We start from the raw sequence: 26,652 nt of genomic DNA, 5'->3' as shown, positions 1-26,652 counted from the left end.
CCGCACGAACAAATGAAATCTGTGCGTGTGCGTAGCCCCGAAAAAGAATCGCCGCCTCAACCAGAAGGGTGAGAAACGGACGAGAGCACAAACACGTTCGTGTGAGTCCAACGAGTTTGTGCCTTCGCGACAACAGTTCCACGCCTCATTGTGGAACCGTGTCGCGGTCGTTGAACCGAATTGCGCTTGGCGCGACTCAGAACCCGTAGAGTTGCGCCGGGTTGTCGACCAGGATCTTCTTGCGCACATCTGCATCCGGCGCCCACACCGGAAGCTGGTTGAGCAGGCGGCCGTCGTCGATCTGGTAGAGCGGCGCGATGTCGGTGGCTTTGCGTCCCTCGACACGGCTCGAATCCGGATGCGGCCAGTCCGTGCCCCAGACGATGCGGTCCGCATTCGCCGCGATCAGTGCGCGGGCATAGGGCACCATGTCCTGATAATCGGGCGCGAGCTTCGAGGAGCGATAGGCGCCGGAAATCTTGACATAGGCCTTGCCGGATTTCACCAGCGCGACCAGGTCGGAAAATCCCGGCTGCTCCAGCCCAAGCGAGGCCTCAAGGCCGCCGAAATGGTCGAATACAACGGGTACTGGCGCCGTCTCGACGAGGTCCTTGATCGCCGAGATCATGGGAAGCGTCGTGTAGAGCTGCACGTGCCAACCGCGCGCCTTCATGCGCTCGACTGCGGCGGTGAAGCGCGGCCGGCCGACATTGGGGTCGTTGACGCCGCCGGTCGCGAGATTGAGGCGGACACCGCGAAAGCCGTCTGCCTGCATCGTGTCAAGCTGGGCCTCGGTCGTTTTGTCGTCGATCACGGCCACCCCGCGCGCGGCCGCGCCACGCGCTTTCATGCCGAACAGCGTCGACGAGTTGTCGGTGCCGTAGACGCTCGGCGTCACGATCACCACGCGCTCGATATGCAGCGCCTTGTGCAGCGCGGCCATCTCCTCCGGCGAAGCCGGTTCCGGCGTGTAGACGCGGCCCGCGAAGAACGGAAATTTTTCGACATCGCCATGGATGTGGGTGTGACAGTCGCAGGCATGGGCCGGGACGTCGAAATTGACCGGAGTGGCGGGCTGCGCGGCACGTGCGTGGGCTTTGTTCGACATGGCAACTCCGGCGGCAAGGGAGGCAAGCAGGACGCTGCGTCGGCTGAGCATGGTTTCTCTCCCTGTATTATTATTTGGCAGTGGCATCGTGACAGTATCACATCAGCCCGGCAGCCGCTGCGCTTCGCTGCATAGCTGCTCGACGAGGTCCGCAAGCAGGCGTGAGCCGTCGACGCGCACGACCGGGCAGGGCAGCTTCGCGAGCCACGCCTCATCTCTTGCGAGACTGCGACCCTCGCGATCGCCGGCTTCGTAGTGCGAGGCCCAGTCGACGAACGACTCCGCCTCCTCATGACGCCAGCCGCCCTGTGCGACGGCATCCGCTCCGAAATGCGTAGCCTCGCGGTCACGCAGGCGCTGCAAGCGAAGCTCGCGCGGCGTCGTCACAAAGACGACGAGATCGAAGAATGGGATGAACTCGTCGCCCCAGCCGGTGACCGTTCCGCTCAGCACCCAATCGAGCCGCGGCAGAAACATCTCGCGCATCAGGCGCAGACGCTCGGCAGCGGGGCGCGTGGTCTGGTAGGGCGGCGCCGTCGGCAGCCAGAAATAATCATCGCTGTCGTGATGCGGCAGCGCAAGCCGGCTCGCGAGCGCGCGGCCGATCGTCGTCACGCCGGAGCCGGAGGCTCCCATCAGATGGATGCGGCGGCTTTTCATCGGCACCAAGCCAGACGATTGAAACTACTGCCCCGATGGCGTGCGCAGGCCGTGCCAGGCGTCGCGGACCTGCTGGTAGTGCACCTCGGGCAGATAGTCCGGCGTGTTCAGGCTCAAGGTCTTGACGTCGAGATGGCCGACGGCGCTGAGCAGCGTGTAGGAAGCGATCACGCGGTCGCGATTGGCGCCGATCAGGCGGGCCTTGGCCTGGATCAGATCGGCCTGCGAGTTCAGCACATCCACCGTCGTGCGCTGTCCGCCGGCGGCCTCGCGCTGCACGCCCTGGAGCGCGACGGTCGCCGCCTTCACTTCGGACTCCGAAGCCGAGACCGCGATCTTGGCGCCTTCATTGGCAACCCAGGCGCTGACCGCCGCCGTGCGCGCCTGGTTGCGCACCTGATCGAGCACGAGCCGGCTCTGCGCCCTGATTTCCTTGGCCTGCCGGGTCTGTGCGGCGGCCTGGCCGCCGTCGTAGATCGGCACGGTGACATTGGCGACGATCGAGGCCTGATCTTCGGCGGAGGTGCCGAGCGTCGGGTCGTTGTTGCGGCTCTTGCTGGCGCTGCCCTGGACGCTGGCGCTCGGCAGCAGCGCGCCTTCGGCGACGCGGATGTTGGTGGAGGCGACATCGACGTCGAAGCCCGCCGCCATCACCGCTGGGTGCTGGCGGATCGCCATCGTCAGCGCGTCTTCGCGGCTCTTCGGCAGATAGCGGTCGACGACTTCGGCGGCCCGAAGCTGCGACGGCGCATTGCCGATCACCTGCGCGTAGATCGCCTGGCTCACCGCCAGCGCGACTTCCGCGGCGTTGAGATCGGAAAGCCCGCGGTTGAGCCGCGCCTCGGCCTGGGCGCTGTCGGTCGGCGTGACGTCGCCGGCGTTGAGGCGCCGCTGGGTGACCGAGAGCGTTTCGCGCAGGAAGGCGACGTTGGAGCGCTGCGCCTCGACCAGCGACTGGTTGGCGAGGACATTGGTGTAGGCGGTGACCGCGTCGAGCAGCACACCCTGGCCGACGTTGCGCAGCGCCTCGCGGCCAGACTGCACCTGGAGTTCGGCGGCGCGCACGTTGTTGGCGGTGCGGAAACCGTTGAACAGGGTCTGCGACACGGTGACGCCGATGATCCATGGCTTCAGATTGGCGGTCTGGATGGTGTTGTCGGGCAGCAGGTTGCGCACCGACTGCAACCCGGCGCTGAGGCTTGCCACGATCTGTGGCCGGTAGCCGGCGAGCGCCTGCGGCACGTTCTCGTCGGTGGCGCGCTGCCGCGCACGCTCGGCATTGAGTTGCGGATTGGTCTGGTAGGCCTTGGCGAGCGCCTCCGGCAGCGCTTCCGCCCGTGCGGCCGAGGGCAGGGCGCAACACAGCGCCAGCGTGGTCCATGTCGCGAGCACAGGAGCCACGCCCGATCGATGCCGCGTCATCACGCGACCAGCTCTGGCGGCACGCCCAATCATGTAATCCCGCAAATCCCGGCTGTCCGCCCCCGCCGACGGCGGCTCTCTTAGCTGTTTAACCAGCCGAGGTCCCGCAGGCAAACTGCCGCGGGGGAAACCCCCATGTATTCCGTGCTTGTTGCAGGCACGTCACAGGGATTCTGCGGGAAAGCGGCAGAGCCTTACACCAGGCTGACCGCTCGCCTGCCTTTACCTGTTCTTGTTCACCGGCTTCCGCTTCTCGATGAACGCCGCCATGCCCTCGGAGCGGTCCTCCAGTGCGAAGGTCGAGTGGAACAGGTTGCGCTCGACGCTCATGCCCTCGGCGAGCGTGGTCTCGAAGGCGCGGTTGACCGCTTCCTTGGCCATCGCGACCGCGGGCCGCGACATCGCGGCGATCTTCTCGGCCGCGGCCATCACCTCGTCCATCAGCTTGTCGGCGGGAACGATGCGGCTGACCAGGCCGCTGCGCTCGGCTTCGGCCGCATCCATCATGCGGCCGGTGAGGCAAAGGTCCATCGCCTTGGACTTGCCGATCGCACGGGTCAGGCGCTGGGTGCCGCCGATGCCGGGGATGGTGCCGAGCGTGATTTCGGGTTGACCAAATTTGGCGGTGTCGGCGGCGATGATGAAGTCGCACATCATCGCGAGCTCGCAGCCGCCGCCGAGCGCATAGCCTGCGACCGCGGCGATCGTCGGCTTGCGGCAGCGCGCGACCCGATCGCCGCCGATCGCGGCAAAATCCTCCGAGAACATGTCGATGAAGCCTTTCGGCTGCATCTCCTTGATGTCGGCGCCGGCAGCAAACGCCTTCTCGCTGCCGGTCACGACGATGCAGCCGATGGCGTTATCGGCTTCGAGATCGTCGACGGCCGCGGCGATCTCGCGGAAGACGCCGAAGGAGAGTGCGTTGAGCAGCTTCGGCCGGTTCAGCTTGATGATGCCGACCGCGCCTTTGCTTTCGACGATGATGTGTTCGAACGTGCTCATGCTCCACCCACGCTTTGGTTGAGCGGGCAATGTGCCCGCTCGCGCGGTGGGCTTCAAGAGGCCGCAAAGCCATCGGCGCGAGGACGGCCGGAACACGCGGCCAGATGCGCGTTCCGGACCAGGTCCCGCGGGCCGGCGATCAGGCCAAAATCACGCCATGAACATACGCGCGGCGGAGGCCAGCGTCAGCAGCGTGCCGACGCCGATGAAGATTTTTCCGATCAGGGAGCTCTGGTCCCAGGCCGAGCTCTGCTGGCTGCTTGCCATCACCGGCGCCGGACGCGGCTGCGCGTCGATCACCGCCCTCTGCGCCGGCGTGTTGTCCTGTTGCAGGGCGCGGTCGATGTCGTTGAGCTGATCGGGTGCGACGACCTGGCTCTCGGCGTTCGGGGCGGCGGTATTATCGGCCGCGGCCTGGACGTTGTCGTTGGCCCGGCCCGTCATTGCGGAAGCGGCAGCCGCGGTCGGCGTATCGGCGGCGGCGAGTTGCGCGTTGGCGTTGGCGATTTCCGGCGGCATCTGGCTCGAGGTCGGCGCGTCACGATTGTCGGCCTTCGTCTCATCGGCCGTTGCCGCGGCGTCCTTCTTGTCGGCCTTGTCGTCGGATTTTTCTGCCGTCTTGGTGTTGTCGCGGTGACGCGACGTGTGATGCCGCTGCTTGGTCGGCTTGACCGTGTCGGCCTGTTTGCCCGCGCTGTCCGACTTGCTGCTTGCGGCTGAATTCGGCGCCGCCTGTGCAACGCCCCCGAACAGCAAGAAAAGCCCGGCCAGGAGAATCAGGGCCGCGCGCCCGCTGGCTTTCATCATGTTGACGATCTCCCCAAATTCCGCCCGTCCCGGGACTGAACAGAGACCCTGGGGCGTGACCACAGCGGGGCAGAAAATGGGAATCTTCGGGCCACACCGGGCAAAAGCGCGGCAAAACCGCTGCCTTCGCAGCCGGCCGCGGGGTGCGGACTGGACCGATCGGTGTTATGAGCCGTCGCAGATCCTGACGGCCGCATCGGTCGCGTGGCCAAGCAAGATCACGAATTCGTGATCTGGCTGATGCCAGCGTAACAAACTGAAAGAGCGGCCGAATTGCATGGTGAGGGGCGCGCGTGCGCGGACGTGAGGACGAGTGGACCGGCCTGATGCGGTCGGCCATGGCAGGCGATGACGCGGCGTATCAGCGCCTGTTGAAGGCGGTCACGCCTGTGCTGCGCGCTGCCGCGAGGCGCGGCCTGGCTCGGGCCGGGCAGCCTCCCGACCAGGCCGAGGATATCGTGCAGGAGATTTTGTTGGCGGTGCATCTGAAGCGGCACACTTGGGACAGCGAAGCCCCCTTCGCCCCGTGGCTGTTTGCGATCGGCCGCAACAAGCTGATCGACATGCTGCGGCGACGGGGCAGGCGGATCTTCGTCAACATCGACGATTTCGCCGAGACCCTGCCGGGCGAGGCGCCGCAGGAGACGGTCTCGGCCGGCGAAGTCGCCAGCCAGCTCAATACGCTGCCGCAGCGCCAGCGCGACGTGTTGCAGTCGATCGCGGTCGACAGCACGTCGATCAAGGACACGGCGGTGAAATATTCGATGAGCGAGGGCGCGGTGCGGGTCGCGCTACATCGCGGACTTGCCGCGCTGACTGCCAAACTGCGGGACCAGTAGTCATGGACACCGATCAACTCATTCGCTCGCTCGCGGCCGACAACGCCCATCGTCCGCCGCGCGTCGGCGCGGTGCTGACCATGGCGCTGCTGGTCGCTGCGCCGCTGTCGATCCTGATCTTCGCCACCTTTCTCGGTGTGCGTCACGACGTGATGAGCGCGATGCACAACCCGTTCTTCGACATGAAGTTCGCGGTCACGCTGTCGCTCGCGATCCCGGCGATCATCGTCAGCCTGCATCTGTCGCGTCCCGAGGCCTTGCTGCGTGGCTGGGGCTGGCTACTGCTGCTGCCGGTCGGGCTGCTCGCGGTGGCGATCGGCAGCGAGGCGATGATGGCGCCGGCCATGCCGATGACGATGCGACTGGTGGGCAAGAATTCCAGGGTATGCCTGTTCGCAATCCCTGCGATGTCGCTGCCGCTGCTTGCTGGGGCCCTGTTCGGCCTGCGTCACGGCGCGCCGTCCCATCCGGCGCTCGCCGGGGCTCTCGCCGGCCTGGTGTCGGCCGGGCTCGCCGCGACGCTGTACGCTTCACACTGCACCGACGACTCGCCGCTGTTCGTCGCGACCTGGTACACGCTCGCCACCGCGTTGGTGGCGGCAATTGGCGCGCTCGTGGGGGCGAGGGTCCTACGCTACTAGCTCGCCGGCTTCACGCCGCCGGCGTCGCGCCCTGCTGCATGCGGTGGAAGCGCAGCACCTGCTGCGCGGTCGAGCTGCGCAGCGCCTCGTAAGCGTCGCGTAGCGTCAGCATGTCGGTCTGCGAGCCGCCTGAGAGCTTCTCGCGCAGGGCAATGATGGCGCGGACGCTCGACCATTGCATGGCCGCGACCTTGGCGAGGATCATCACGCCCTCGATCCGGCTTTCGATCATCATGGTCTCGGCGGTCTCGACTGCGACGCCCGCAAGCGCCGCGAGCCCCGCATTGGTCTCGTCGAACTTGCCCTGCTCCGCGAAGGTGGCGACCTGGAGCTCGGTGAGGCGGCCGTCCTCATGCAGCGACTTCACCAGCGCGCGCGCCCTCTCGGTCTGCCTGGTCATGCTGGCGGCGCGGATTCGCTGGGCCGCTTCCTGGACCACGCTGGACACGTCGTCCGCGAACTCGGGGTGCGCGGCCTCCAGCTTCCTGCGCACGGCCAAGGAGGCCTTTGCGACCAGCTTCAAATAATGATGGCGGGGCAAGTCGGGCCGCAGGCCGATGCAACTGGCGAGGTCGTCGTCACGCTCGGCGCGGGTCACGAGGTCGGCGAGACTTCCCTCCGACAGTTGCGCACCCGGATTGCTGACGGTCGATTGCACCACGTCCTCGTCGCCGCGGGTCACCAGCACGTCGGTCAGCGCTTCCGACAGCACCCGCCGTAGCGAGATCGCCTTGAGATGGGCTTGACCCCTGGTGCGCGCGATCTCGATCAGGATCTCCTCGTCCAGCCGTTCGGATTTCGACAGCACCGGGCCGGAAACCTCAATCACCTCGTCGAGCGCGAGCGTGCGGATGATCTTCGGCGGCGCAGCCGCGATCGGTGCGAGGCGGTCGGCGAGCAGCGCCTTGGCGGACGTCTCGATCTGCTCGATCAGGCATTGGAACACGTCATCGAACACACGAACGTGGTCGTCGGAATAGTCCGAGGCGTTGCCCACGAAGAGATCTGTGACGCGGCGCAGCGTCTCGACCCGGTGCGCGACGGTGCCGTGCGAGAGCGCGGTTTGCAATTCCTCGAGCAGATTCTCGGATGATTTGGCGGATTTAGATCTCATTGCCCTGTCCTGGCGCGTTCGGCCCGGCAGCGGCTTCGGTCGCGCCGGGAGAAAATGGATTGATCAGCTGGTTGCAATGCGGTTGCGCCCCTGTGCCTTGGCGGAATAGAGCGCGCTATCGGCGCGCACGAGAAACGTGTCGGCGGTATCGTTGTCGCGCAGCGTCACGACGCCCGCGGAAATGGTCACGCGCATGCCCGGGGAGAATGCGCTCCAGTCCAGATCGGCGACGATGCCGCGCAGCCGATCGAGCGTGCGCGATGCCGCATCGCCGTCCGTCCCCGGCAGCAGCAGCAAGAATTCCTCGCCGCCGTAGCGGCCGAAGCAGTCGGCCGGGCGGATGTTGGCGAAAATGGTGATTGCGAAGGTGCGCAGCACCTCGTCGCCGACGGGATGGCCATGGGCGTCGTTGATGCGCTTGAACCAGTCGAGATCGATGAGTGCGATCGCGCAAGGGGTCGATGTCTGCCGCGATTTTTCGATCTCGGCGTCGAGAAGCCGCATGATGCAGCGGCGGTTGTAGGAGCCGGTGAGTTCGTCGAGCTCCGCCAGCTCCTCGATGCGCTGATAGGCGGCCTTCAGCTCGATGCTGCGCCGGTACAGGATCTTGCGCAGCGTGGCGCCGAACAGGCCGAGGAAGGCGCACTGGCCAATCACCAGCACGAAGCACAGCATCGAGGCGGCCCGTTGCAGCTGGGTCGTAACCGGCAGTCCGATTGGCAAGTCCGAGGCGAGGAAGACCAAGGCGAGCCCGCAAGTGGCGAGGCCCCAGGTGAGCATCGCCTGGCTCGATGTCATACGAAGCGTGCCGAAGGCGAAGATCAGAAACAGCACGGCAAGGAACGCAACTCCGACTGTCGGCACCGCGAGCAGGAACAGCAGCTGCAGCGACATATGCGCCGAGATCTGGAAGACGGTGAGGTAATGATCCTCGAACCGGTCGCCGAAGCCCGCTTCCGACAGCACGGTGAAGGTTCCGATGGTCAGAAGGCCGCCGAGCCAGAACAGTGACGGAACGCCCATGGAGATGACGCCGTCATAGGCGTAGAGCAGCAGGACGGAGGCGCCGAGCGAGTAGCTCGCCACCTGGCCGACATACATCTGGCGCCGCTGCCGGATCCGGCGCGCCAGGACCTCGGGTGCCGCAGCCGCGGTCGTCAGGGCGAGATCCGCGGCCTCAGCGGCATTCCTCTCGGGAAAGGACGTCGCAGCCGTGCTCATGGTCCCGCCCAATGGTGGATGTCAGCCCAAAAATCTACGTGGCAAGCCTTTAGGTTTGGTATCCTTCGAAACCGAATCCACGCTGTGCAGCGCAGGAGCGGGGACGTCGAGCGGCCCCGAGGAATTTGCCGGCCGTGAGGCGTCGTGTGCGACGCGGTCGAGCCAAAGCAGGGCTTCGGAAGACATATGTCGTGCTAGGCTGCTAAGGTTCCATGCACGTCGGCTTCTCTATGCTGGACGGCATTGCTCAGGAAAGTGCTTCATTACTATGTTACCGTTCTTGAGCGCGGCGCCCAGCCGCGGGTGGCAAAAGGAAATTTCGCGTATGTGGGGTAGATCACACAGCCTCCCGTATGACTGCGGTAGGCTGAACAATTTTACCCCTCCCGTCGAACCGTCTGCCGCATCGACCCGACCAATCTTGCGAGACGGCCTTTGAGCGTGACACAAGCGGCTTCGGACGAGATCCTGATCGCCAGGATCGCTCAAGGCGACCGGCTCGCCATGCAGGTGCTGTACGGGCGGCACCATGTAAGGGTGTATCGGTTCGGCCTTCGGCTCGTGCGGGACGAGCAGGCGGCGGAAGACCTCATCAGTGAGGTATTTCTCGACGTCTGGCGTCAAGCCGGCAAGTTCGAGGGCCGATCCGCCGTTTCCACCTGGCTGCTGGCCATTACCCGATTCAAGGCCCTGTCTGCGCTTCGGCGCAGGAAGGATTTTGAGTTGGACGACGACGCCGCGAACGCGATCGAGGACACGTCCGACAATCCGGAAACGGCGGTGCAGAAGAAGGATACCAGTGAAGCGTTGCGGGAGTGTCTGACGGGCCTCTCGCCGGATCATCGGGAAATCGTCGATCTCGTCTACTACCACGAGAAATCCGTGGAAGAGGTGGCCGAAATCGTTGGCATCCCGGAGAACACTGTGAAGACGCGCTTGTTCTATGCGCGCAAGAAATTGGCCGAACTGCTGAAGGCAGCCGGCATTGAGCGAGGCTGGCCATGATGGCTTTGAGCAAGAAGATGCTGGAGCAAGAGCCCGGTGAAATTGAACTGCTGCTGCCGTGGCACGCCGCCGGCACGCTGAACCCGCGCGATGCGCGCCGCGTCGACGAGGCGCTAGCGCGCGATCCCGAGCTCGCGAAGCAATATGCCGCGATCCGCGGCGAGTATGAAGAGACCATTCATCTGAACGAGAGCCTGGGTGCTCCGTCGGCGCGCGCGATGCAGAAGCTATTCGCGGCGATCGACGCCGAGCCCGCGCGGGCGGCCGGTTCGCTGCCGCTGTCGGCGCGCATCGCCACCTTCTTTGCGAGCCTGTCGCCGCGCACTCTCGCCTGGTCGGCGAGCCTTGGCGCCATGGCCCTCGTGCTGCAAGCCGGAATCATCGGCGCGGTGTTGACGCAGACCCAGACTGCGACCTTCCAGACTGCTTCGCTTTCGACCAGCGCTCCGATCACACGCGACCTCGGCACGACCGTCCCGCCAGCGCGCGCGCTGGTACGCTTCACGCCCGAGGCGCGCGTCGCCGACATCACCGCATTGCTCGACGGCTACCAGGCTTCGATCATCGGTGATGCCAAGGGCGGCATGTTCCGCCTCCAGTTCGACAAGGCGATGAGCCGTGACGAACTCAACTCGCTGCTTGGCAAGATGCAGCGCGAGAAGTTCGTCAACCTCGCCGTCGCGGCGCCGTAAGGCGCTTCCAAGCTGATGACGCGCAAGTCCGAAAGTGGAGTAAGAGCCGGGGTCTGCGCTTCGTCGGTCGCAGCCGCGCTTTTGCTCGCCGCCTGTCTCGGCGTCGAGGTTGCGCAGGCGCAGGCGATCATGCGCACGCCGACGATCAGCGTCCCCTCCCGAATGCCGACCATTTCTCCTGGCATCGCCGCACGCGTCAGTCCGGGCGTTGCAGCCAGAGCGGTGGCCGTCGGCCGCGGTCCCGGTCCGATCGTGACGACGAGGATTTCGGCGCGGATGGGGCCGACGCCGGTGCTGCCTTATGCGCGCTACTCCCCGAACCTCTATCCCGCCTGTACCGCGCCCGATCGCGACGCCGCCGGCGAATGCCTGGCGCAGCAGAACGCAGGCGGCGATGGCTCGGGCAAATCGGGCAAGAAGACCGCCGGAAAGCGGCGCGGCAACAACGCGCCCGTCGCCGCGGATTTGCGTACCTTCGCCGACGAATTCGTCGCCGAGATCGATGGCGGGCTGTCGTCGACCGAGGCCGACGAGCTTGCGCGTCGCCATGGCCTGACGCGCGTGTCCTCCGAGAATTTTCCGCTGATCGGGGCGACGTTCGGACTGTTCCGCATCACCGACGGCCGGCCCTCCGCGACGGTGCGGCGTGAATTCGCGGCCGACGGCAGCGTGCGTTCGGTCCAGCCGAACTTCCGCTACCTGCTTCAGGACCAGAAATCGTCGGTGCCGACCGAGGGAGATCCCGCGCAATATGCGCTGGCCAAGCTCCGCCTGCCGCAGGCACATACTCTCGCGCATGGCGCCAATGTGACGGTTGCTGTGATCGACTCCGGCATCGACGCCCGACATCCGGAACTTGCCAATTCCATTGCCGATAATTTCGATGCGCTCGGTAGCGCCGAAGGCCCGCACATTCATGGCACCGGCATTGCAGGCGCCATCGTGGCGCATGCCAAGCTGATGGGCAGCGCGCCCGAGGCGCGCATCATCGCCATCCGCGCCTTCGGCGGCACCACCGGCGGGGCCGAGAGCTCGTCCTACATCATCCTGCGCTCTCTGAACTATGCCGCCGAGCACGGCGCGCAGATCGTCAACATGAGCTTTGCCGGTCCCAAAGACGCGGTGATCGAGCGGGCCATCGCGGCGACCGCCGCGCGTGGCCTGGTGCTGATCGCAGCCGCCGGCAATGCCGGCGCGAAGTCGCCGCCGCTCTATCCGGCCGCCAATCCCAACGTGATCGCGGTCAGCGCAACCGACCAGCAGGACCGGCTGTTCACCGCCTCCAACCGTGGCAACTACATCGCGGTCGCGGCTCCCGGCGTCGATATCTTCCTGCCAGCGCCTGACGGCAAATACCAGATGACGTCGGGCACCTCGTTCTCGGCCGCGTATGTCTCCGGCGTCGCAGCGCTGCTGCTCGAGCGCAACTCCGCCTTGAAGCCGGAAGCGCTGCGCACGACGCTGGCGAAGACGGCGCGTGACCTCGGTTCACCCGGGCGTGATGATCTGTTCGGCGATGGCGGGGCCGACGCGTTTGCCGCGGTCATGGCCGTTCCCGCCGCCGGCGCGACGCCGGTCGCGGCCGCATCCGGTACAACAAAACGTGAAGATATCGAGAAGCGTCGCGACGAGCCTGGCATCCGCGCATTAGAGCAACCCTCGTTGTCGAGCACCGAGGATAAAGCCACGGTTTCTCAGGCGGATAGGCCGGCGACGCGATAGCGGCTGCGACAACTTTGCGCGCGGCGCGAAGGTTGAAAAATCAAACGCCGCATTGAACGTTCGGCCCGCTGCCACGACCAAATTATGTGGGAGCGGTTATCCCTCCCCATAAGTCATATCAGGCGCGAGCGCCCATCCACCCCAAGCGCCCATATGGCTCGACCCGTCCGGTTGTCCCCCCGGACGGGTCTTTTCTTTTTGGGCGTCCAATCCCTCGAAGCCTGCGCGAGATCAGCTTCCGGTTGAGAGATCGTGGCTCACTCATCGCCACTGCTCCGCCGGCACGCCGCAAGCGCGCTATGCTTGTGCGAAGCTTGACTCCAAAACCGCTTGAATCTCCGCACGACTACGGAGTTTGGCGACGAAAACATCGTCGTTGCTGGACAAGTCAAAACTTTTCCACAAAATATTCACGTCGCGTCTAAATTGATTCGTGTGCGTTGCGTCGCGTCCGTATTTTCTCCTGACGGGCTGATTTATGACACATCGCCAAGAGGCTATTCGCGACGTGGCTATTGGCCGCGACATTGCGGCACGCTGGTGCGCTCTCGCCGAGCAGCGGCTGGTGCATCTCTCCGAGATGTTCGAGACCGGGCGCTGGCGCCGCTATCACTCCGAGATCGCATTTCTCGAAAACATCCAGGAAGCGAAGCTCGCCGTCCAGACCTGGCGCGCCCTTGCCACCGGCGCTGACGTCGCCACGGCGGCCGCGAGCGTGTCGCCCGCATTCGGCTGGTCGCCGGCGACCATGCCCCGCATGTTTCCGCGCGAGCAGCAGGCGCAGACAGTGCAACCGAAGGCCGTGCACATCGTCCCGGAGACCGCCGTGCCGGTCAGGCTCGATCCCAAGCCGGGCGTTCTCGCCGACATCTCCGAAGCCCCGGCCGCGCGGGTCGCCGCGCCTGCCCCGATGGCACCGCTCCAAGTGCCGGCTGCCATGGCGCCGCCCACCGCGCCCGTCGCGATGACGGGGCCCAAGGTGCCGGCCGCGACGGCAGCGCCCAAGGCGCTGGCTGCGATGGCGGCGCTTCTGCCGCAGTTCTCTCCGCCGGCAGCCGAAATTGTCGCAGCCCCCGAGCGCCTGGTTGAGTTCACCTTCAGCCTCGACGGGCTCGAAGCGAAGTATCCACTGCTGCGGAACGCGTTCTAGCGTTCGGGAGGAGGCGAGCAGCGGCAGCTATCGCCGCACCGCATTCCCGCCGACCACCAATTGCGCAAACCGCTGGGCGCCGTCCACCGACAGATCGGACGTCACGGCGCGCGCATGATCGAGCCCGACCACGGCGCCGCGCGGGGTTTCCGAGATCATGTTGTTGTTGACGAGCGCGGTGCCGGCGCCGGGCACGACGGACACCCCGACGCCGGCCAGTGCCTTGCGGACCACGTTGCCCGTGATCGCGACGTCGCGGAGATATTTGCCCCAGCCGGCGACGATGCCGTAGGACGGCGCGTTCTCGATCACGTTGCCGGTGACAGATGAATCCGCCTCGATGTAGATGCCGATGCCGGCATCGTCATCCGGCGCGGTGCCGATCGGCCGCTTCGGGATCAGATTGCGGATGATGTTGCCCTGGACCACGGCGATGCGGCCGCCTTCGTTGAAATTGCAGACGGAGACGCCGACCGCGGCGCCGTCCACAATGTTGTTGGCGATCACCGCGGCCTCGAAAGCGAATTCCGAATAGAGCGCGACCTCGCGCACATCGCTGACGCTGTTGCCGGTGATGTGGATGTTCGAGGCCGAGTTGCCGCGCACGGCGGAGTAATCGCAGTTCTTGATGCGATTGCCGCGCACGATGACGTTGCCGGCGCGGAACGTGTTGATGGCGTTGCCGTACTGGCCGGAGCCGCCGGGGCCGGCCTTGATGTCCTCGATGCGGTTATCGGTGACCAGCGTGCCGTCATCGCCGATGGCCGTGCGCAGGATCTCGATGCCGTTGTCGTTGGTGCCGGTGATGGTGTTGTGGGAGACGCTGAGACCCCTGGCGTCGAACGACACCACTGCCGTCACCGCGATGTTGGTAAAGATGTTGCCCGAGATGTCGCCGGAGACCTGCTCGAGCCAGATGCCGCTGCCGCCGGAGCCGGTGATCGCGCAATCGGTGATGCGGACGTCGCGTCCGCCGAGGATCTGGATCAGCCCGCGCCGCGTCGGCAGCGGAATGCCGCCGCCGTCAAAGGTGATGCCGGAAAGGCCGATTGCATCGGAGCCGTCGCTCTGGATCGCCGAGGCCCCGCCGGTGAAGACGAATTTTGTCGCGCCGCGCACGCCGATCAGTTGCGCGCCGTTTGGCAAGCGTAGCAACCCACTGCGGTAGATGCCGGGTGGCAGCGCTAGCGGCATCTGCGCCCGCGCAGCCTCGTCGATCGCCCGCTGGAGCGCGCGGGTCTGATCCTCGCTGCTGCCGGGCCGCACGCCATATTGCGTGGCATCGCGGCCGAGCAGCGACGTCAGCGGCGCCGCACGCGCGGCGTCGGCTGGTATCGCGAGCGCGCCGGCGAGGCCTGCGGTCGATGCTCCAATGAGATGGCGGCGATTGAGGTCCATGACGCGTCCTCCGGCGGACGCGGGGGTCCGCAGCGGTTAGGTAGCGCAAAAACGGGACCGCGCGGCTGGGGCCGTGAGGATTGTTCGCGGTAGGGTTAAATGTTTACACAGTCGTGTTCCGAGCCTTCCGTGCCAACTGTACCATCTCCATCAGCATCGCTTCCCCGGCGTCCACCAGTTCCTCCAGCGTGATCCGCGGCGCGCCCTTGCGGCGCACGGCGCCACTGCGCGCGAGCAGGGGAATATGGATAAATGCGGCGAGCTTTGGCCCGCCGCCCCTGACGTTTTCGATCGCGCGCCAGCTCAGGTAATTGCAGAGATAGGCGCCGGCGTCGCGCGAGGGCCGCGCGTCGATGCCGGTGAGGCGGGCGGCGCGCAGCAGCCTTGCGGTGTGCGGGCCGAAAATCAGCGCGTCCGCATTACCGGCGATGCCGCGCTTGCTCGAGCGGGTGTTGGCGGCATCGGGCCAGAGCATGGTGACGGCGTTGCGCGCGCGGCTCTCGATGCGCAGATAGGGCGTGCGTGCGGCGAGGCCGAACATCAGCAGCGCGTCGGGCTTCTCTTTCGCGAGCACCTCCGGCAATTGCCGGTCCACCGCGGCATAGGTGACTGGGAAGATGTGGCTGGAGATCGCGGCATCGTCGAGTGCGGGACGGCGCAATTGCACCAGCCGGGCGACCAGCGGCTGGGTCGGATTGTAGGGCGCGCCGGGGAACGGGCCGAAGGCGGTGAGGAGAACGCGGAGCTTGTCGCTCATTGCAGCAACTCCAGGATCTTTTCGGCGGCGAGCGCCGGCGTGAGATGGCCGTCGGCCACCTCGGTCTCGATCTTCCGGACCTTGGTTCGCACCGACGCCTCGCTGCGCAACCGCGCCAGCATGCGTTGCTCCAGCATCGACCACATCCATTTCACCTGCTGCTCGCGCCGCCGTGCGGCGAAGTCGCCGGAGGCATTCATCGCCTTGCGGTGATCGAGGACTTTCTGCCAGATCTTCGCAATGCCGTCGCCAGTCAGCGCCGAATAGGTCTCGACCGGCGGATGCCAGTGCTCGGAGCGTGGCGTCAGGATATGCAGCGCGCCGCGATAATCGGCGGCGGTGATGTTGGCGCGCTTGAGATTGTCGCCGTCGGCCTTGTTGATCGCGATCATGTCGGCGAGTTCGACCAGGCCCTTCTTGATGCCCTGCAATTCGTCGCCGCCGCCTGGCAGCATCAAGGCCAGGAAGAAATCGGTCATGTCGCAGACCGCGGTCTCGGACTGGCCGATGCCGACGGTCTCGACCAGCACGACGTCGAAGCCGGCCGCCTCGCACAGCAGCATCGCCTCGCGTGTCTTGGCCGCGACGCCGCCGAGCGTGCCCGAGGACGGCGAGGGTCGGATGAAGGCATCGTCGGAAGCCGAGAGCCGGGCCATCCGCGTCTTGTCGCCGAGGATCGAGCCGCCGCTGCGGGCTGAGGACGGATCGACTGCGAGCACCGCGATCTTGTGACCCTGTTCGATCAGATGGATGCCGAGCGCGTCGATGGTGGTGGATTTGCCGACGCCGGGCGAGCCGGTGATGCCGACGCGGAGCGCTCTGCCGGTGTCAGGCAAGAGCATCTGCACCAGCTCGCGCGCCAGCGCCTGATGGTCGCTGCGCCGGCTCTCGACCAGCGTGATGGCCCGCGCCAGCGCCGCGCGGCTGCCGGCGCGAAGGTCATGGGCGAGGGATTTGATGTCCAGTGAAGGCTTTTTCTCAACCATGCCCTGCTTTACAACGCCCGCGTGGGGCAGGCGAGGGCCGCCCGCCCGATATCACCGGGATGTCGCCGCCACTCCGGTCCGCACCGGTTTCAGCTTTCGCCACGCCCAGACCATCACCGGCCACAGCAGCGCCCCGATCGCCATGGCGGCGAGGATCGCGGCCACGGGGCGCTCGAAAAACGGCAAAATGCTGCCGTCCGACTTGATCAGCGAAGTGACAAAGGCCTGCTCGACCATGGTGCCCATGACGATGCCGAGCACCATCGCGGCGACGGGATAACCGTTGGCTTCCATGACATAGCCGATCACGCCGAAGGCGGCGACGGTGACGACGCCGAACATGTTGTTGCCGATAGCGAACGAGCCGACTGCGCAGCACAGCATGATGATGGGCATGATGGCGGAGCGCGGTGCCAGCAGGATGTAGGCGGCAACCCGGATCATGGCGATTCCGAGCGGGATCATCAAAATGTTCGCGATGATGAACATCAGATAGATCGCGTACATGCTCGACGCTTTCTCGGTGAACAGCGTCGGTCCGGGGTTGAGCCCCTTCATGTAGAGCACGCCGATCGCGATCGCAGCGATGGTGTCGCCGGGAATGCCGAACAGTAATGATGGCACCCAGCCCGAGGCGATGCTGGCATTGTTGCTGGCGCCGGCCTCGACCAGGCCCTCGACATGGCCGGTACCGAATTTCTCCGGTTCCTTGGAGAAGCGCTTCGACATCGCATAGGACACCCAGGCGGCCATGTCGGCGCCGGCTCCGGGCAGCACGCCGATGATGATGCCGACGATGTTCCCGCGCGTCATCTGCCAATGGTATTTCTTGGTCAGCTTCCACTGACCGGCCATGATGCTTCCGAATTTGCGCCGCGGCAGCGGCGGCGGCTCGGGCGTCAGCATCGCGCGCATCACCTGGGCGACCGCGAACACGCCGACCAGCGCGGGGATCGGCTCGATGCCGCCGAACAGATCGGTGAGGCCGAAGGTGAAGCGCGGCACGCCGCCGGGATTTTCGATGCCGACGCAGGAGACCAGCAGACCGAGGAACATGCCGGCGATCGCCTTCACCGGCGAGGAGCGCGCCACCAGCGTCGCGCACATCAGGCCGAGCAGCGCCAGCCAGAAATACTCGAAGGTCGAGAACGAGAGCGCGATCTCGGCTAGCGGCGGCGCCAGAATCATCAGCGACAGCACGCCGGCGATGCCGCCCACGGCCGAGAACCACACGCCGGCCCCGAGCGCCAACTCGGCCTGTCCCTTCCGGGTCATGGCGTAAGCCTCGTCGGCATAGGCGGCGGAGGCGGGCGTGCCGGGGATGCGCAGCAGCGCACCGGGGATGTCGCCGGAGAAGATCGCCATCGAGGAGGCCGCCACGATGGTCGCAATCGCCGCGATCGGCGAGAGATAGAAGGTGACGGGGACGAGCAGGGCGGTTGCCATCGTCGCCGACAGGCCCGGCAGCGAGCCGATCACGAGCCCGTACACCGAGGCTGCGAACATCGCGATGATGACCTCCCAGGTGGAGATCAGTGCGAACGCTTCAATCAGGGTTTTCAGCATGGGGTCACCAGGGTGTCGGCAACAGGCCGGCGGGAAGCGGCACGCGCAGCAGCTTGCCGAAGATGAGGTGGATGGCGAACGGCGCCAGCGCTGCGAGCGGCAGCGCCAGCTTCCACTTTGCCCCCAACGCGGTCGAGGTGACGTAGACCATGATCGCCGCGGTGATGATGAAGCCGAGCCGGTCGGCCGCGACCACGTAGAACAGCAACAGCGCCGGCGGCAGCAGCGCGCGCAGGCCGTACAACTTTCCCTGAGGCGGCGGGGCAGCCGCTGCCTGGCCATCCTCGAGCGGGATCAGCTCTTCCGCCTCTTCGAAGGTGTGACCGATCCCGAACACGATCGCGAGCCCGCACAGCGCAAGCCCAATGCCGATCACGAGCGGAAATACGTTGGGGCCGACCGGCTGCCCGGGTACCGGCGGCAGCAGCCAGCCGCCATAGGCGGCTGCGGTGCCGAGCACGACGAGAAACGATCCCGTGACGGAGTCGGGAAGGCGCATGGGAGGATCCTATGAGATTTCTTATCCCTCACCCCGTTCTTACGGAGAGAGGGTGGAGTCCGGGGCTGCGTCCGCGTTGGCGGTGAAAGCTGGACTTGGAGAGACTCCCCCTCACCCGAATTTGGGCTGCGCTCAAATTCGACCTCTCCCCGCAAGCGGGGAGAGGTGACAAGATCACGCCTTGCTCAGACCCGCCGCCTTCATCGCTTCGCCCATCTGGGCGTCGCCCTTGTCCATGAAGCTTGCGAACTGGCCGGCATCGCCCCACACGGTGCCGAAGCCGCGATTGCTCATGAAGTCCTTGAACTCGGCGGAGTCGTAGACCTTCTGCAGCGCCGCGGTGAGCTTCGTTGCGATCTCCGGCGGCAGGTTCTTCGGCCCGGCGATGCCGCGCCAGGCGCCGGTCGCGTAGTCGATGCCCATCGCCTCCTTCAGCGTCGGCACGTCCTTGAAGATGGGATTGCGCGCCGGCGCCATGATAGCAAGGCTCCTGGCCTTGCCGGCCTCGATGATGGCGCGGGCTTCCGGCACCGAGCAGGTGGTGAGGTCGAGGCCGCCGGCGGCGAGGTCCTGCATCGCGGGTGCGGCGCCGTTGGACGGCACCCAGGCGACCTGGTTGGCAGGCAGGCCCATCGCCTGCATCCAGCCGACCAGCGCCAGATGCCAGATGCCGCCCTGGCCGGTGCCGGAGGCCTTGAACTTGCCGGGAGGGGCCGCCTTGATGGCTTCCGCGAGCTCCTTCACCGTCTTGTAGGGCGAGGAGGAGGAGACCTGGATGCCCGGGGGGTCTTCGTTCATCAGCGCCAGCGGGGTGTAGCTCTTCGGCGCCAGCTCGGTCAGCCCTTGCCAGTGCATCATCGAGATTTCGACGGTGAGCATGCCGATGGTGTAGCCATCAGGTTGCGCGGTCGCGATCGCGGTATGGCCGACGACGCCGGAGCCGCCGGTGCGATTGACCACGTTGAAGGGCTGGCCGAGATCCTTCTCCAGAAGCGCTGCGACAATGCGCGCGGTCGCGTCAGTGCCGCCGCCCGCGCCCCAGGGAACGATCACGGTGACGGGCCGCGCTGGATAGGCTTGCGCGCGTACGGGTGTGAGACCGAATGCGGCGGATGCCGCGACTGCGGCAGATGAAGCCGCAAAGCTGCGGCGCGTAATCTTGGACATCAATGCCTCCCAGCGGCGCCCACGACGTCGGGCGCTCTTGTCTATGGCGACATTCTAGTCGGCTTTGCAGCGCGGCTGCAAGGTAGCGCTACCAGCGCTCTGCGGGCAACGCGGCCCTCATGCGTGGAATAGTGGAAGGCGAGGCCGGGAGTCTTGCCCGCCTCGGTTGAGGACGCAAACGTCACCGCGCCCATCTGAGCAGGCTCCGCTTCAATTCCGCGAACCAGTCGTCGCAGTCGCGCTCGCATCGCGCTTCATCTTTGCGACCATGAGCGATGCAGTCACCCCCTTCACCATTGCGGTCATGGCGGCGTCGTTGTCGGCGGTCTCGGTGAAGAATGGGCGGATTGCCGAGCGGCGGCCGAATTACTCTGCCGCCTCGCTATGCCCGAGCCGGGCGTTCAGCTTGCGGATCAGCTCCTCGGCCGCGTCCGCGATCACCGTGCCCGGCGGGAAGATGGCTTCCGCGCCGGCCGCGTAGAGCGCATCGTAATCCTGTGGCGGCACCACGCCGCCGACGATGATCATGATGTCGTCGCGGCCCTGCTTCTTCAGCGCGGCCTTGAGCTCCGGCACTGCGGTGAGGTGGGCGGCGGCAAGCGAGGAGACGCCGAGGATGTGGACGTCGTTCTCGACCGCTTGGCGCGCGGCTTCGTCGGCGGTCGCGAACAGCGGCCCAATGTCGACGTCGAAGCCGATATCGGCGAAGGCCGACGCGATCACCTTCTGGCCGCGGTCGTGACCGTCCTGACCGATTTTTGCGACCAGGATGCGCGGACGGCGGCCTTCCGCCTCCTCGAAGGCGTCGATCAGCGCCTGAACCTTCTCGACCCGGTTACCCATGCTGGACGCCTCCCGCTTGTAGACGCCGGTGATGGATTTGATCTCGGCGCGGTGCCGGCCGAACACCTTCTCCATCGCGTCCGAGATCTCGCCGACGGTTGCCTTCGCGCGCGCAGCGTCGATGGCCAGCGCCAACAGATTGCCGTTGCCTTCGCCCGCCGAGCGCGTCAGCGCGGCGAGCGCGGCCTCGACGTCCTTTTGGTTGCGTTCGGACTTCAGCCGCGTCAGCTTGTCGATCTGGAGCCGGCGGACATTGGTATTGTCGACCTTGAGGATATCGATCGGAGCTTCGTCCGTCGGCTTGTATTTGTTGACGCCGATCACCGCCTGCTTGCCGGCGTCGATGCGGGCCTGGGTCTTGGCCGAGGCTTCCTCGATGCGCAGCTTCGGTACGCCGGCCTCGATCGCCTTGGCCATACCCCCGAGCTCCTCGACCTCCTGGATGTGGCCCCAGGCCTTGGCGGCGAGGTCGCGGGTGAGACGCTCGACATAATACGAGCCGCCCCAGGGATCGATGATGCGGGTGGTGCCGCTCTCGTGCTGCAGGAAGAGCTGGGTGTTGCGGGCAATGCGCGCCGAAAAGTCGGTCGGCAAAGCGAGCGCCTCGTCGAGCGCATTGGTGTGCAGCGACTGGGTGTGGCCTTGCGTCGCCGCCATCGCTTCCACAGTCGTGCGCATCACGTTGTTGAAGACGTCCTGCGCGGTCAGCGACCAGCCGGATGTCTGGCAATGCGTGCGCAGTGACAGCGAGCGCGGATCCTTCGGATTGAAAGGCTTCAGCAGCTTCGCCCAGAGCAGCCGCGCGGCGCGCATCTTGGCCACTTCCATGAAGAAGTTCATCCCGGTCGCCCAGAAGAACGACAGCCGCGGCGCGAAGCGGTCGACATCGAGGCCCGCCGCAAGGCCGGCACGAAGGTATTCGACGCCGTCGGCCAGCGTATAGGCGAGCTCGAGGTCCTGCGTCGCGCCGGCCTCTTGCATGTGATAGCCGGAGATCGAGATCGAATTGTATTTCGGCATTTTTTGCGAGGTATACGCAAAAATGTCCGAGATGATCCGCATCGAAGGCGCGGGCGGATAGATGTAGGTGTTGCGCACCATGAACTCTTTCAGAATGTCGTTCTGAATGGTCCCTGAGAGCTTCTCCGGCGGCACGCCCTGTTCCTCGGCGGCCGCAACGTAGAGCGCGAGGATCGGCAGCACCGCGCCGTTCATGGTCATGGACACGCTCATCTGGTCGAGCGGAATGCCCGCAAACAGCGTGCGCATGTCGTAGATGGAATCGATGGCAACGCCGGCCATGCCGACGTCGCCGCCGACGCGCGGATGGTCGCTGTCATAGCCGCGATGGGTGGCGAGATCGAACGCGACCGAGAGGCCCTTCTGTCCGGCCGCGAGATTGCGGCGGTAGAACGCGTTGGAATCCTCCGCGGTGGAGAAGCCGGCATATTGCCTGACGGTCCAAGGCTGGTTGACATACATGGTCGGGTAGGGGCCGCGCAGATAAGGCGCGATGCCCGGATAGGTATCGAGGAAGTCGAGCCCGGCCAGATCGGCCTCGCTATAAGCGGGCTTCACCAGAATGCCCTCGGGCGTCAGCCACGGCTCGGCGCTGCCGGTCGGGGCGCCGGCGGCGGCGCGCTCGAAGGCGACGTCGGCGAAATTGGGAATGCGGGTCATTCCTTGGGATCCTCAAACCTGCGATTGCGCTCAATCAGCTTTTGCACATTTTTCTTGTAGACGGGATCGTCCAAGCGGCTCTGAGTAATTTGGCCGGTCCCAACCCAGAGCAGCCGCGCGAACAGCTTCCCAATCTTCCATTCTGCCAGACCGAGCAACGTTTGTCCGAGCAGCTGAAACATGGCGGCGCCTCAATCATGGTCCGGATGCTGATGGCTGACGATGGTCGCCATCTTCTCCGGTCCGTAATTCTGCTGCGTGGTCTGGCTTGGAAGATTGGCGATCCCGACCACCCAGCCGAGACGGGACTCGGTGCCGAACTGCCGCGTCGGCACCACGTGGTCCGGGCGGTCGAACGCGCCGGTCATGATCTCGATCCGATCGCCGTCGATGCGGCCAAAGCTCAGCGGCGTGCCGCAGGCGGCGCAAAAGCCGCGCTCGGCGATGGAGGAGGAGCGGAAGAACGACGGCTTTCCCTTGGTCCAGGCGAAGTCCGTCTTGTTGATGTCGGCAAAAGAGGCGAACGGCGCGCCGCTGGCCTTCTGGCACATCCGGCAGTGGCAGATCGAAACCCTGTTCGGCGCCGTCATGACTCCAAAGCGCACTGCCCCGCATTGGCAGCCGCCGGTGAGAACGGGTTTGCCTGCTTCCGTCATGGCTGCTCCATCCGTCGATACGTGTCTTGCAGCGTCGCAAGCGCATCGGCACCGGCAAAGACGAAGCCGGTGACGCCGGCTGCACGCAGCGCCGCCTCGACATCGGTCGGGCGGCCTGCCAGATAGATAAGTCGGGCCCCGGCGGTTTGCAGGGCCTGCGCCGCGGCTTGGGCGTGTTCCGCATAAACCTTGTCGCTGGAACAAAGACAGGCGAGCCCGGCGCCGGAGGCCTTGAAGGCCGCAGCTAGCTGGGCCGGATCAGCGAAGCCCTCGCTGTCGACAGCCTGGATGCCGCCGGTCTCGAACAGGCTTTTGGCAAAGGTCGCGCGCGCCGTGAAATCAGCGGGCGTGCCGAGATTGGCCAAGAAGACTTTCGGCCGCGCGCCGTGTGCCTTCAAGGCCGCATCGGATTTGTCGCGCAGCGCCTCGAACGGTTCCGCAAGCCGGATCGGCGGCAGCGGGTCGAACTTGTATTTTTGCTCGCCATAGGGCGCCAGCGCGATCGGCGTCGCCTTCAGCACCGCAGTCTCGTTCTCGTGCAGGTTCGGAAACTCACTGGCGCCGGTCAGCACGTCGCGGCGTTTTGCGATGTTGGCGTCGCGGGCTTTTCGCGCAGCCGCGACCTTGCTCTGGAACAGGCCCTGCTGAAGCGCAGCGAAGGCGCCGCCGGCTCTCTCGCTCTCCTGGAAGAGCGCCCAAGCCGCGTCGCAGAGCTGGCCGGTCAGCGTCTCGATGCCGCCTGCGCCTGCCGCGGGATCGCTGACCTTGGCGAGGTTGCTCTCTTCCAGCAGCACGAGCTGAGTATTGCGCGCCACGCGCCGTGCGAATGGATCGGGCAGGCCGAGCGCCAGCGTATGCGGCAGCACGGTGACCGCGTTGGCGCCGGCAAGTCCGGCCGCAAACGTCGCCATGGTCGCGCGCAGCATGTTCACATAGGGATCGCGCTGCGTCAGGATGCGCCAAGCGGTATCGGCGGCGATGTACAGCGGTTTTGGCGTGAGCCCGCACGCCGTCTCGATACGCGCCCACAGCAGCCGCAATGCGCGGAATTTTGCCATGGTGAGGAACTGGTCTGCATCCGCGGCAAGCCGCGCATAGACCATGCCCTGCGCCTGCTCCAGAGGAACGCCCGCGCCCTCGATCGCGCGGAAATAAGCGACGCCGCAGGCGAGCGCGAAGGCGAGCTCCTGCGCCTCCGAGCCACCGGCATCGTGGATCACGCGTCCGTCGGCCGATGTAAACGGCCCCTTGAAGCCGAGCGCGGAGAGGCCCTTGACGCCGCCGGTGATGGCCGGAACGATCTCATCCCAGGTATAGGGGCTGTGGCCCCACACCGCGCAGGCCGCGAGCGGATCGAGCCCGAAGCGGATGTCGCAGGCCCCGGGATCGATGCCCTTGCTCTTCACATATTCCGCGACGTGGATCGCCGCCATCCGCGATTGCGGACCGATCTCGAGCTCGAGGCCGATGCCGGCATCGAGATGGACGTCCTTCAAGATCCTTGCGACTGCGTCGGCGGTCGGTTCCAGCCCGAAACCGTGAGCGGCATTGCCGCCGGCGAACACCAGCGCCAGACCCGTCGCGCCATTTTCGAGATCGGTCAGTGCCTGCGCATTCGCCGCACTTGCATCGGGATGGTCGATCCGCTGCATGATCCGCCAGGGCGCCGCCGCCGGCCGGCCCACCACGGGCGCAACACCTTTGGCGCGCGGATAGAGCGGATCGATCTTGAGTCCGTCATAGGTCTTGGCGACCAGCTTCTCGAACGGCGCGCCCTTTAGCACGCCATCGACCAGCTTGCGCCAGTCGTCGACGGTCGCCTTGGGAAAATCCGCCGCCAGCGGCAGGTCGTCAGTCGCGGAGGTCATGCGGCGAAGGGCTCCCGAAAATCTTGTTGTTCGCAGGCGAAATTGCCACGGCCGGCCGTCCCTGCAAACGGTTGTTTTTGGTTAACCGGTATCCGGAAGCCGCTCAATGCCTTGTGTCGAGACGCTGGCGAGACCGTCATGGACACGAATGCCTGCGATCACGCGGTCGGGCGCGATCTCGGCCAGCGGCACCAGCACAAAGGCGCGCTCGAATAGGCGCGGATGCGGCAGGGTCAGGTCAGGCTTCTGCATCGACACATCGTCATAGGCGATCATGTCGAGATCGAGCGTGCGCGGGCCCCAGCGCCGCTCTTTATCGCGCGTGCGGCCGAATTTCTGCTCGACCTTCTGCATCACGAACAGGAGCGCATGCGGATCAAGGCTGGTCTCGATCTCGATGCAGGCGTTGATGAAGGGAGCCTGGTCCTCGTCGCCCCAGGGCGGCGTCGCATAGTCCGACGAGCGCGCGATCAAAGCGGCCTGCGCCATGCCGCAGATATGGGCGATTGCCTTCTGGAAGGTCGCGCGGACATCGCCGACATTGCCGCCGAGCGCAATCAGGACGCTCGCCATGTCAGGGGTGCCGCGAGCGCGTCAGCATGACGCCGACGTCGTCGAAGATCGCGGCGATCGGCGCATGCGGCTTGTGCACGGTGATCTTGACCGCACGGATGCGCGGAAAGTGCGACAGGATGGCGTCGGCCACCGCGCCGGCCGCGCGCTCCAGTAGCTTGTAATTGGTGTTCTTGAAGGCCGCGGTGGTGGTCGCCACGACGTCGGCGTAGGACACGGTGTCGGCGAGCCGGTCGCTGCGGGAAGGCTCCGACAGGTCGGTATAGAGCTCGAGGTCGATGACAAAGCGTTGGCCGACCTCGGTCTCGTGCTCCATCACGCCGTGGCGGGCATGGATCGACAGGCCGGTTACGAAGATCGTATCGGTCATGGCTTGCTCTCGATTGCGTGCGCCACTCGCAGGGCCTGCAAGGTCTCGGCGACGTCGTGGGTGCGGATGATTTTCGCGCCGCGTTGTGCGGCGAGCAGATGTGCGGCGATCGAGCCGGCGAGCCGCTCGGTCGGCTCCGACGGCGACACCGAGGCGATGAAGCGTTTTCGCGAGGCACCAACGAGGATCGGCAGGCCGAACATGTCGAGCTCGCGAAGTCGTGCCAGTGCAATCATGCTCTGTTCTGCCGTCTTGCCGAAGCCGATGCCGGGATCGAGCACGATCTTGTCGCGGGCGATGCCGGCTTGTGCCGCGATATCCAGCGAGCGCTGGAAGAACGCCTTCATGTCCGCAATGATGTCGATGGCGGGATCGACCCTGTCGCGGTTATGCATGACGATGACAGGGACGCTCCTCGCGGCCACCAGCGGCGCCATGCCGGCGTCGCGTTGCAGGCCCCAGACGTCGTTGGCGATCGCAGCGCCCTGATCGAGCGCAAAGGCCACCACCTCGGCCTTCATGCTGTCGATCGAGACCGGCACGCCGAGCGCCACGATGTCCGATAGCACCGGCTTGAGCCGGGCCAGTTCGTCTGCCGCGGTGACCGGCCGGGCGCCCTTGTAGGGCCGGGTGGACTCGGCACCGATATCGATGATGTCGACCCCCACCTCGATCATCGCCCGCGCCCGCGCGAGTGCCTGCTCGGGCGTGATGAATTCGCCGCCGTCGGAGAATGAATCCGGGGTGACGTTGAGCACGCCCATCACCGCCGGGATCGGCCGCTCCAGTAACGTCCGCAGCACGTCAAGCCCGACTGAACCGGCCGCCGGGACGGATGGGGAGGGCGAGGCATTCATGCGGCCCGCTTTAGCGGTCGGGGAGGGGGAGTCAAGACGGGAAGGCGTG

Annotated in this window: 26 protein-coding genes; 6 read left to right on the top strand and 20 right to left on the bottom strand. The window is 65.9% G+C overall.

Annotated elements, in window-relative coordinates; genetic code table 11:
• Positions 1 to 196: 196 nt before the first annotated feature.
• The 5 genes from IVB54_RS26495 to IVB54_RS26475 form a co-directional block, all read right to left on the bottom strand.
• Positions 197 to 1,159, bottom strand: a complete 963-nt coding sequence (locus IVB54_RS26495; RefSeq protein WP_018456897.1) for an amidohydrolase family protein — start codon at positions 1,157 to 1,159, stop codon at positions 197 to 199.
• Positions 1,160 to 1,210: 51 nt separating this feature from the next.
• Positions 1,211 to 1,768: a hypothetical protein gene (locus IVB54_RS26490; protein WP_018456896.1), complete on the bottom strand. Its 558-nt coding sequence runs from the start codon at positions 1,766 to 1,768 to the stop codon at positions 1,211 to 1,213.
• 24 nt (positions 1,769 to 1,792) lie between these two features.
• Positions 1,793 to 3,190 carry a TolC family outer membrane protein gene (locus IVB54_RS26485; RefSeq protein WP_247776505.1) on the bottom strand — a complete coding sequence of 466 codons (1,398 nt, stop codon included), beginning with the start codon at positions 3,188 to 3,190 and terminating at the stop codon, positions 1,793 to 1,795.
• Between the two features lie 222 nt (positions 3,191 to 3,412).
• Positions 3,413 to 4,192 carry an enoyl-CoA hydratase gene (locus tag IVB54_RS26480; RefSeq protein ID WP_018456894.1) on the bottom strand — a complete coding sequence of 260 codons (780 nt, stop codon included), beginning with the start codon at positions 4,190 to 4,192 and terminating at the stop codon, positions 3,413 to 3,415.
• 150 nt (positions 4,193 to 4,342) lie between these two features.
• A complete protein-coding gene (locus IVB54_RS26475; protein ID WP_018456893.1) occupies positions 4,343 to 4,999 on the bottom strand; it encodes a hypothetical protein in 657 nt (218 codons plus the stop codon).
• Between the two features lie 293 nt (positions 5,000 to 5,292).
• Here IVB54_RS26475 and IVB54_RS26470 point away from each other — a divergent pair, with 293 nt between their 5' ends.
• Both IVB54_RS26470 and IVB54_RS26465 read left to right on the top strand, forming a co-directional pair.
• A complete protein-coding gene (locus IVB54_RS26470) occupies positions 5,293 to 5,838 on the top strand; it encodes a sigma-70 family RNA polymerase sigma factor (protein ID WP_018456892.1) in 546 nt (181 codons plus the stop codon).
• Positions 5,839 to 5,840: 2 nt separating this feature from the next.
• Positions 5,841 to 6,479: a DUF1109 domain-containing protein gene (locus tag IVB54_RS26465; protein WP_018456891.1), complete on the top strand. Its 639-nt coding sequence runs from the start codon at positions 5,841 to 5,843 to the stop codon at positions 6,477 to 6,479.
• Between the two features lie 10 nt (positions 6,480 to 6,489).
• On the opposite strand, the gene IVB54_RS26460 is transcribed toward IVB54_RS26465, so the two are convergent.
• Both IVB54_RS26460 and IVB54_RS26455 read right to left on the bottom strand, forming a co-directional pair.
• A complete protein-coding gene (locus IVB54_RS26460; RefSeq protein WP_026233261.1) occupies positions 6,490 to 7,593 on the bottom strand; it encodes a DUF2336 domain-containing protein in 1,104 nt (367 codons plus the stop codon).
• Positions 7,594 to 7,656: 63 nt separating this feature from the next.
• Positions 7,657 to 8,814, bottom strand: coding sequence for a GGDEF domain-containing protein (locus IVB54_RS26455; RefSeq protein WP_018456889.1), 1,158 nt, complete (start codon positions 8,812 to 8,814; stop codon positions 7,657 to 7,659).
• 435 nt (positions 8,815 to 9,249) lie between these two features.
• On the opposite strand from IVB54_RS26455, the gene IVB54_RS26450 reads away from it, so the two are divergent.
• The 4 genes from IVB54_RS26450 (at position 9,250) to IVB54_RS26435 (ending at position 13,383) form a co-directional block, all read left to right on the top strand.
• Complete coding sequence (locus tag IVB54_RS26450) at positions 9,250 to 9,819, top strand: sigma-70 family RNA polymerase sigma factor (protein WP_007593582.1); 570 nt, start codon at positions 9,250 to 9,252, stop codon at positions 9,817 to 9,819.
• Positions 9,816 to 10,511 (top strand): hypothetical protein, encoded by a 696-nt coding sequence (locus tag IVB54_RS26445; RefSeq protein ID WP_026233260.1) that lies wholly within the window; start codon positions 9,816 to 9,818, stop codon positions 10,509 to 10,511. The genes IVB54_RS26450 and IVB54_RS26445 overlap by 4 nt, the downstream gene beginning before the upstream one ends.
• A 15-nt stretch (positions 10,512 to 10,526) precedes the next feature.
• A complete protein-coding gene (locus tag IVB54_RS26440) occupies positions 10,527 to 12,233 on the top strand; it encodes a S8 family serine peptidase (protein ID WP_026233259.1) in 1,707 nt (568 codons plus the stop codon).
• 508 nt (positions 12,234 to 12,741) lie between these two features.
• Positions 12,742 to 13,383 (top strand): TIGR03809 family protein, encoded by a 642-nt coding sequence (locus tag IVB54_RS26435; RefSeq protein WP_018456886.1) that lies wholly within the window; start codon positions 12,742 to 12,744, stop codon positions 13,381 to 13,383.
• Between the two features lie 27 nt (positions 13,384 to 13,410).
• Here the strand turns inward: IVB54_RS26435 and IVB54_RS26430 are convergent, their stop codons facing one another.
• The 13 genes from IVB54_RS26430 to folP form a co-directional block, all read right to left on the bottom strand.
• Entirely contained in the window at positions 13,411 to 14,781 is a 1,371-nt protein-coding gene (locus IVB54_RS26430) for a TIGR03808 family TAT-translocated repetitive protein (protein WP_018456885.1), read from the bottom strand.
• 103 nt (positions 14,782 to 14,884) lie between these two features.
• Positions 14,885 to 15,538 (bottom strand): pyroglutamyl-peptidase I, encoded by a 654-nt coding sequence (locus IVB54_RS26425; RefSeq protein WP_018456884.1) that lies wholly within the window; start codon positions 15,536 to 15,538, stop codon positions 14,885 to 14,887.
• Positions 15,535 to 16,524, bottom strand: a complete 990-nt coding sequence (gene meaB, locus IVB54_RS26420) for a methylmalonyl Co-A mutase-associated GTPase MeaB (protein ID WP_018456883.1) — start codon at positions 16,522 to 16,524, stop codon at positions 15,535 to 15,537. Before meaB ends, IVB54_RS26425 begins: the two co-directional genes overlap by 4 nt.
• 51 nt (positions 16,525 to 16,575) lie before the next feature.
• Entirely contained in the window at positions 16,576 to 18,090 is a 1,515-nt protein-coding gene (locus IVB54_RS26415) for a tripartite tricarboxylate transporter permease (protein ID WP_018456882.1), read from the bottom strand.
• A 4-nt stretch (positions 18,091 to 18,094) separates the two neighbouring features.
• A complete protein-coding gene (locus tag IVB54_RS26410; protein WP_007608177.1) occupies positions 18,095 to 18,589 on the bottom strand; it encodes a tripartite tricarboxylate transporter TctB family protein in 495 nt (164 codons plus the stop codon).
• A gap of 174 nt (positions 18,590 to 18,763) precedes the next feature.
• Positions 18,764 to 19,756: a tripartite tricarboxylate transporter substrate binding protein gene (locus IVB54_RS26405; RefSeq protein ID WP_018456881.1), complete on the bottom strand. Its 993-nt coding sequence runs from the start codon at positions 19,754 to 19,756 to the stop codon at positions 18,764 to 18,766.
• 366 nt (positions 19,757 to 20,122) lie between these two features.
• Positions 20,123 to 22,279, bottom strand: coding sequence for a methylmalonyl-CoA mutase (gene scpA / locus IVB54_RS26400; RefSeq protein WP_018456879.1), 2,157 nt, complete (start codon positions 22,277 to 22,279; stop codon positions 20,123 to 20,125).
• Positions 22,276 to 22,461, bottom strand: a complete 186-nt coding sequence (locus IVB54_RS26395; RefSeq protein ID WP_018456878.1) for a hypothetical protein — start codon at positions 22,459 to 22,461, stop codon at positions 22,276 to 22,278. Before IVB54_RS26395 ends, scpA begins: the two co-directional genes overlap by 4 nt.
• A gap of 9 nt (positions 22,462 to 22,470) precedes the next feature.
• Positions 22,471 to 22,935, bottom strand: a complete 465-nt coding sequence (locus IVB54_RS26390; protein WP_007608185.1) for a GFA family protein — start codon at positions 22,933 to 22,935, stop codon at positions 22,471 to 22,473.
• Complete coding sequence (locus IVB54_RS26385; RefSeq protein WP_018456876.1) at positions 22,932 to 24,803, bottom strand: methylmalonyl-CoA mutase subunit beta; 1,872 nt, start codon at positions 24,801 to 24,803, stop codon at positions 22,932 to 22,934. The genes IVB54_RS26390 and IVB54_RS26385 overlap by 4 nt, the downstream gene beginning before the upstream one ends.
• An 81-nt stretch (positions 24,804 to 24,884) precedes the next feature.
• Entirely contained in the window at positions 24,885 to 25,376 is a 492-nt protein-coding gene (gene folK, locus IVB54_RS26380) for a 2-amino-4-hydroxy-6-hydroxymethyldihydropteridine diphosphokinase (protein WP_018456875.1), read from the bottom strand.
• A gap of 1 nt (position 25,377) precedes the next feature.
• Positions 25,378 to 25,746 carry a dihydroneopterin aldolase gene (gene folB, locus IVB54_RS26375; protein ID WP_018456874.1) on the bottom strand — a complete coding sequence of 123 codons (369 nt, stop codon included), beginning with the start codon at positions 25,744 to 25,746 and terminating at the stop codon, positions 25,378 to 25,380.
• The gene (gene folP, locus IVB54_RS26370) at positions 25,743 to 26,603 is read right to left on the bottom strand and encodes a dihydropteroate synthase (RefSeq protein WP_247776504.1); all 861 of its coding nucleotides are present in this window, start codon (positions 26,601 to 26,603) and stop codon (positions 25,743 to 25,745) included. The genes folB and folP overlap by 4 nt, the downstream gene beginning before the upstream one ends.
• Between the last annotated feature and the right edge of the window lie 49 nt (positions 26,604 to 26,652).

It is taken from the genome of Bradyrhizobium sp. CW1 (assembly GCF_023100665.1).
GTDB lineage: Bacteria > Pseudomonadota > Alphaproteobacteria > Rhizobiales > Xanthobacteraceae > Bradyrhizobium > Bradyrhizobium canariense_D.
Note: the sequence above shows the minus strand (reverse complement) of the source record. Positions and strands in the feature narration are given on the sequence as shown.

What these genes read in the sequence shown, in the direction of transcription:
- IVB54_RS26395 (WP_018456878.1), bottom strand. Translation starts at nt 22,461, where the DNA reads ATGTTTCAGCTGCTCGGACAAACGTTGCTCGGTCTGGCAGAATGGAAG.
- IVB54_RS26385 (WP_018456876.1), bottom strand. Translation starts at nt 24,803, where the DNA reads ATGACCTCCGCGACTGACGACCTGCCGCTGGCGGCGGATTTTCCCAAG.
- IVB54_RS26465 (WP_018456891.1), top strand. Translation starts at nt 5,841, where the DNA reads ATGGACACCGATCAACTCATTCGCTCGCTCGCGGCCGACAACGCCCAT.
- IVB54_RS26410 (WP_007608177.1), bottom strand. Translation starts at nt 18,589, where the DNA reads ATGCGCCTTCCCGACTCCGTCACGGGATCGTTTCTCGTCGTGCTCGGC.
- IVB54_RS26485 (WP_247776505.1), bottom strand. Translation starts at nt 3,190, where the DNA reads ATGACGCGGCATCGATCGGGCGTGGCTCCTGTGCTCGCGACATGGACC.
- IVB54_RS26405 (WP_018456881.1), bottom strand. Translation starts at nt 19,756, where the DNA reads ATGTCCAAGATTACGCGCCGCAGCTTTGCGGCTTCATCTGCCGCAGTC.
- IVB54_RS26425 (WP_018456884.1), bottom strand. Translation starts at nt 15,538, where the DNA reads ATGAGCGACAAGCTCCGCGTTCTCCTCACCGCCTTCGGCCCGTTCCCC.
- IVB54_RS26460 (WP_026233261.1), bottom strand. Translation starts at nt 7,593, where the DNA reads ATGAGATCTAAATCCGCCAAATCATCCGAGAATCTGCTCGAGGAATTG.
- IVB54_RS26445 (WP_026233260.1), top strand. Translation starts at nt 9,816, where the DNA reads ATGATGGCTTTGAGCAAGAAGATGCTGGAGCAAGAGCCCGGTGAAATT.
- IVB54_RS26440 (WP_026233259.1), top strand. Translation starts at nt 10,527, where the DNA reads ATGACGCGCAAGTCCGAAAGTGGAGTAAGAGCCGGGGTCTGCGCTTCG.
- folK (WP_018456875.1), bottom strand. Translation starts at nt 25,376, where the DNA reads ATGGCGAGCGTCCTGATTGCGCTCGGCGGCAATGTCGGCGATGTCCGC.
- IVB54_RS26490 (WP_018456896.1), bottom strand. Translation starts at nt 1,768, where the DNA reads ATGAAAAGCCGCCGCATCCATCTGATGGGAGCCTCCGGCTCCGGCGTG.
- IVB54_RS26415 (WP_018456882.1), bottom strand. Translation starts at nt 18,090, where the DNA reads ATGCTGAAAACCCTGATTGAAGCGTTCGCACTGATCTCCACCTGGGAG.
- scpA (WP_018456879.1), bottom strand. Translation starts at nt 22,279, where the DNA reads ATGACCCGCATTCCCAATTTCGCCGACGTCGCCTTCGAGCGCGCCGCC.
- folB (WP_018456874.1), bottom strand. Translation starts at nt 25,746, where the DNA reads ATGACCGATACGATCTTCGTAACCGGCCTGTCGATCCATGCCCGCCAC.
- IVB54_RS26430 (WP_018456885.1), bottom strand. Translation starts at nt 14,781, where the DNA reads ATGGACCTCAATCGCCGCCATCTCATTGGAGCATCGACCGCAGGCCTC.
- meaB (WP_018456883.1), bottom strand. Translation starts at nt 16,524, where the DNA reads ATGGTTGAGAAAAAGCCTTCACTGGACATCAAATCCCTCGCCCATGAC.
- folP (WP_247776504.1), bottom strand. Translation starts at nt 26,603, where the DNA reads ATGAATGCCTCGCCCTCCCCATCCGTCCCGGCGGCCGGTTCAGTCGGG.
- IVB54_RS26480 (WP_018456894.1), bottom strand. Translation starts at nt 4,192, where the DNA reads ATGAGCACGTTCGAACACATCATCGTCGAAAGCAAAGGCGCGGTCGGC.
- IVB54_RS26455 (WP_018456889.1), bottom strand. Translation starts at nt 8,814, where the DNA reads ATGAGCACGGCTGCGACGTCCTTTCCCGAGAGGAATGCCGCTGAGGCC.
- IVB54_RS26390 (WP_007608185.1), bottom strand. Translation starts at nt 22,935, where the DNA reads ATGACGGAAGCAGGCAAACCCGTTCTCACCGGCGGCTGCCAATGCGGG.
- IVB54_RS26475 (WP_018456893.1), bottom strand. Translation starts at nt 4,999, where the DNA reads ATGATGAAAGCCAGCGGGCGCGCGGCCCTGATTCTCCTGGCCGGGCTT.
- IVB54_RS26495 (WP_018456897.1), bottom strand. Translation starts at nt 1,159, where the DNA reads ATGCTCAGCCGACGCAGCGTCCTGCTTGCCTCCCTTGCCGCCGGAGTT.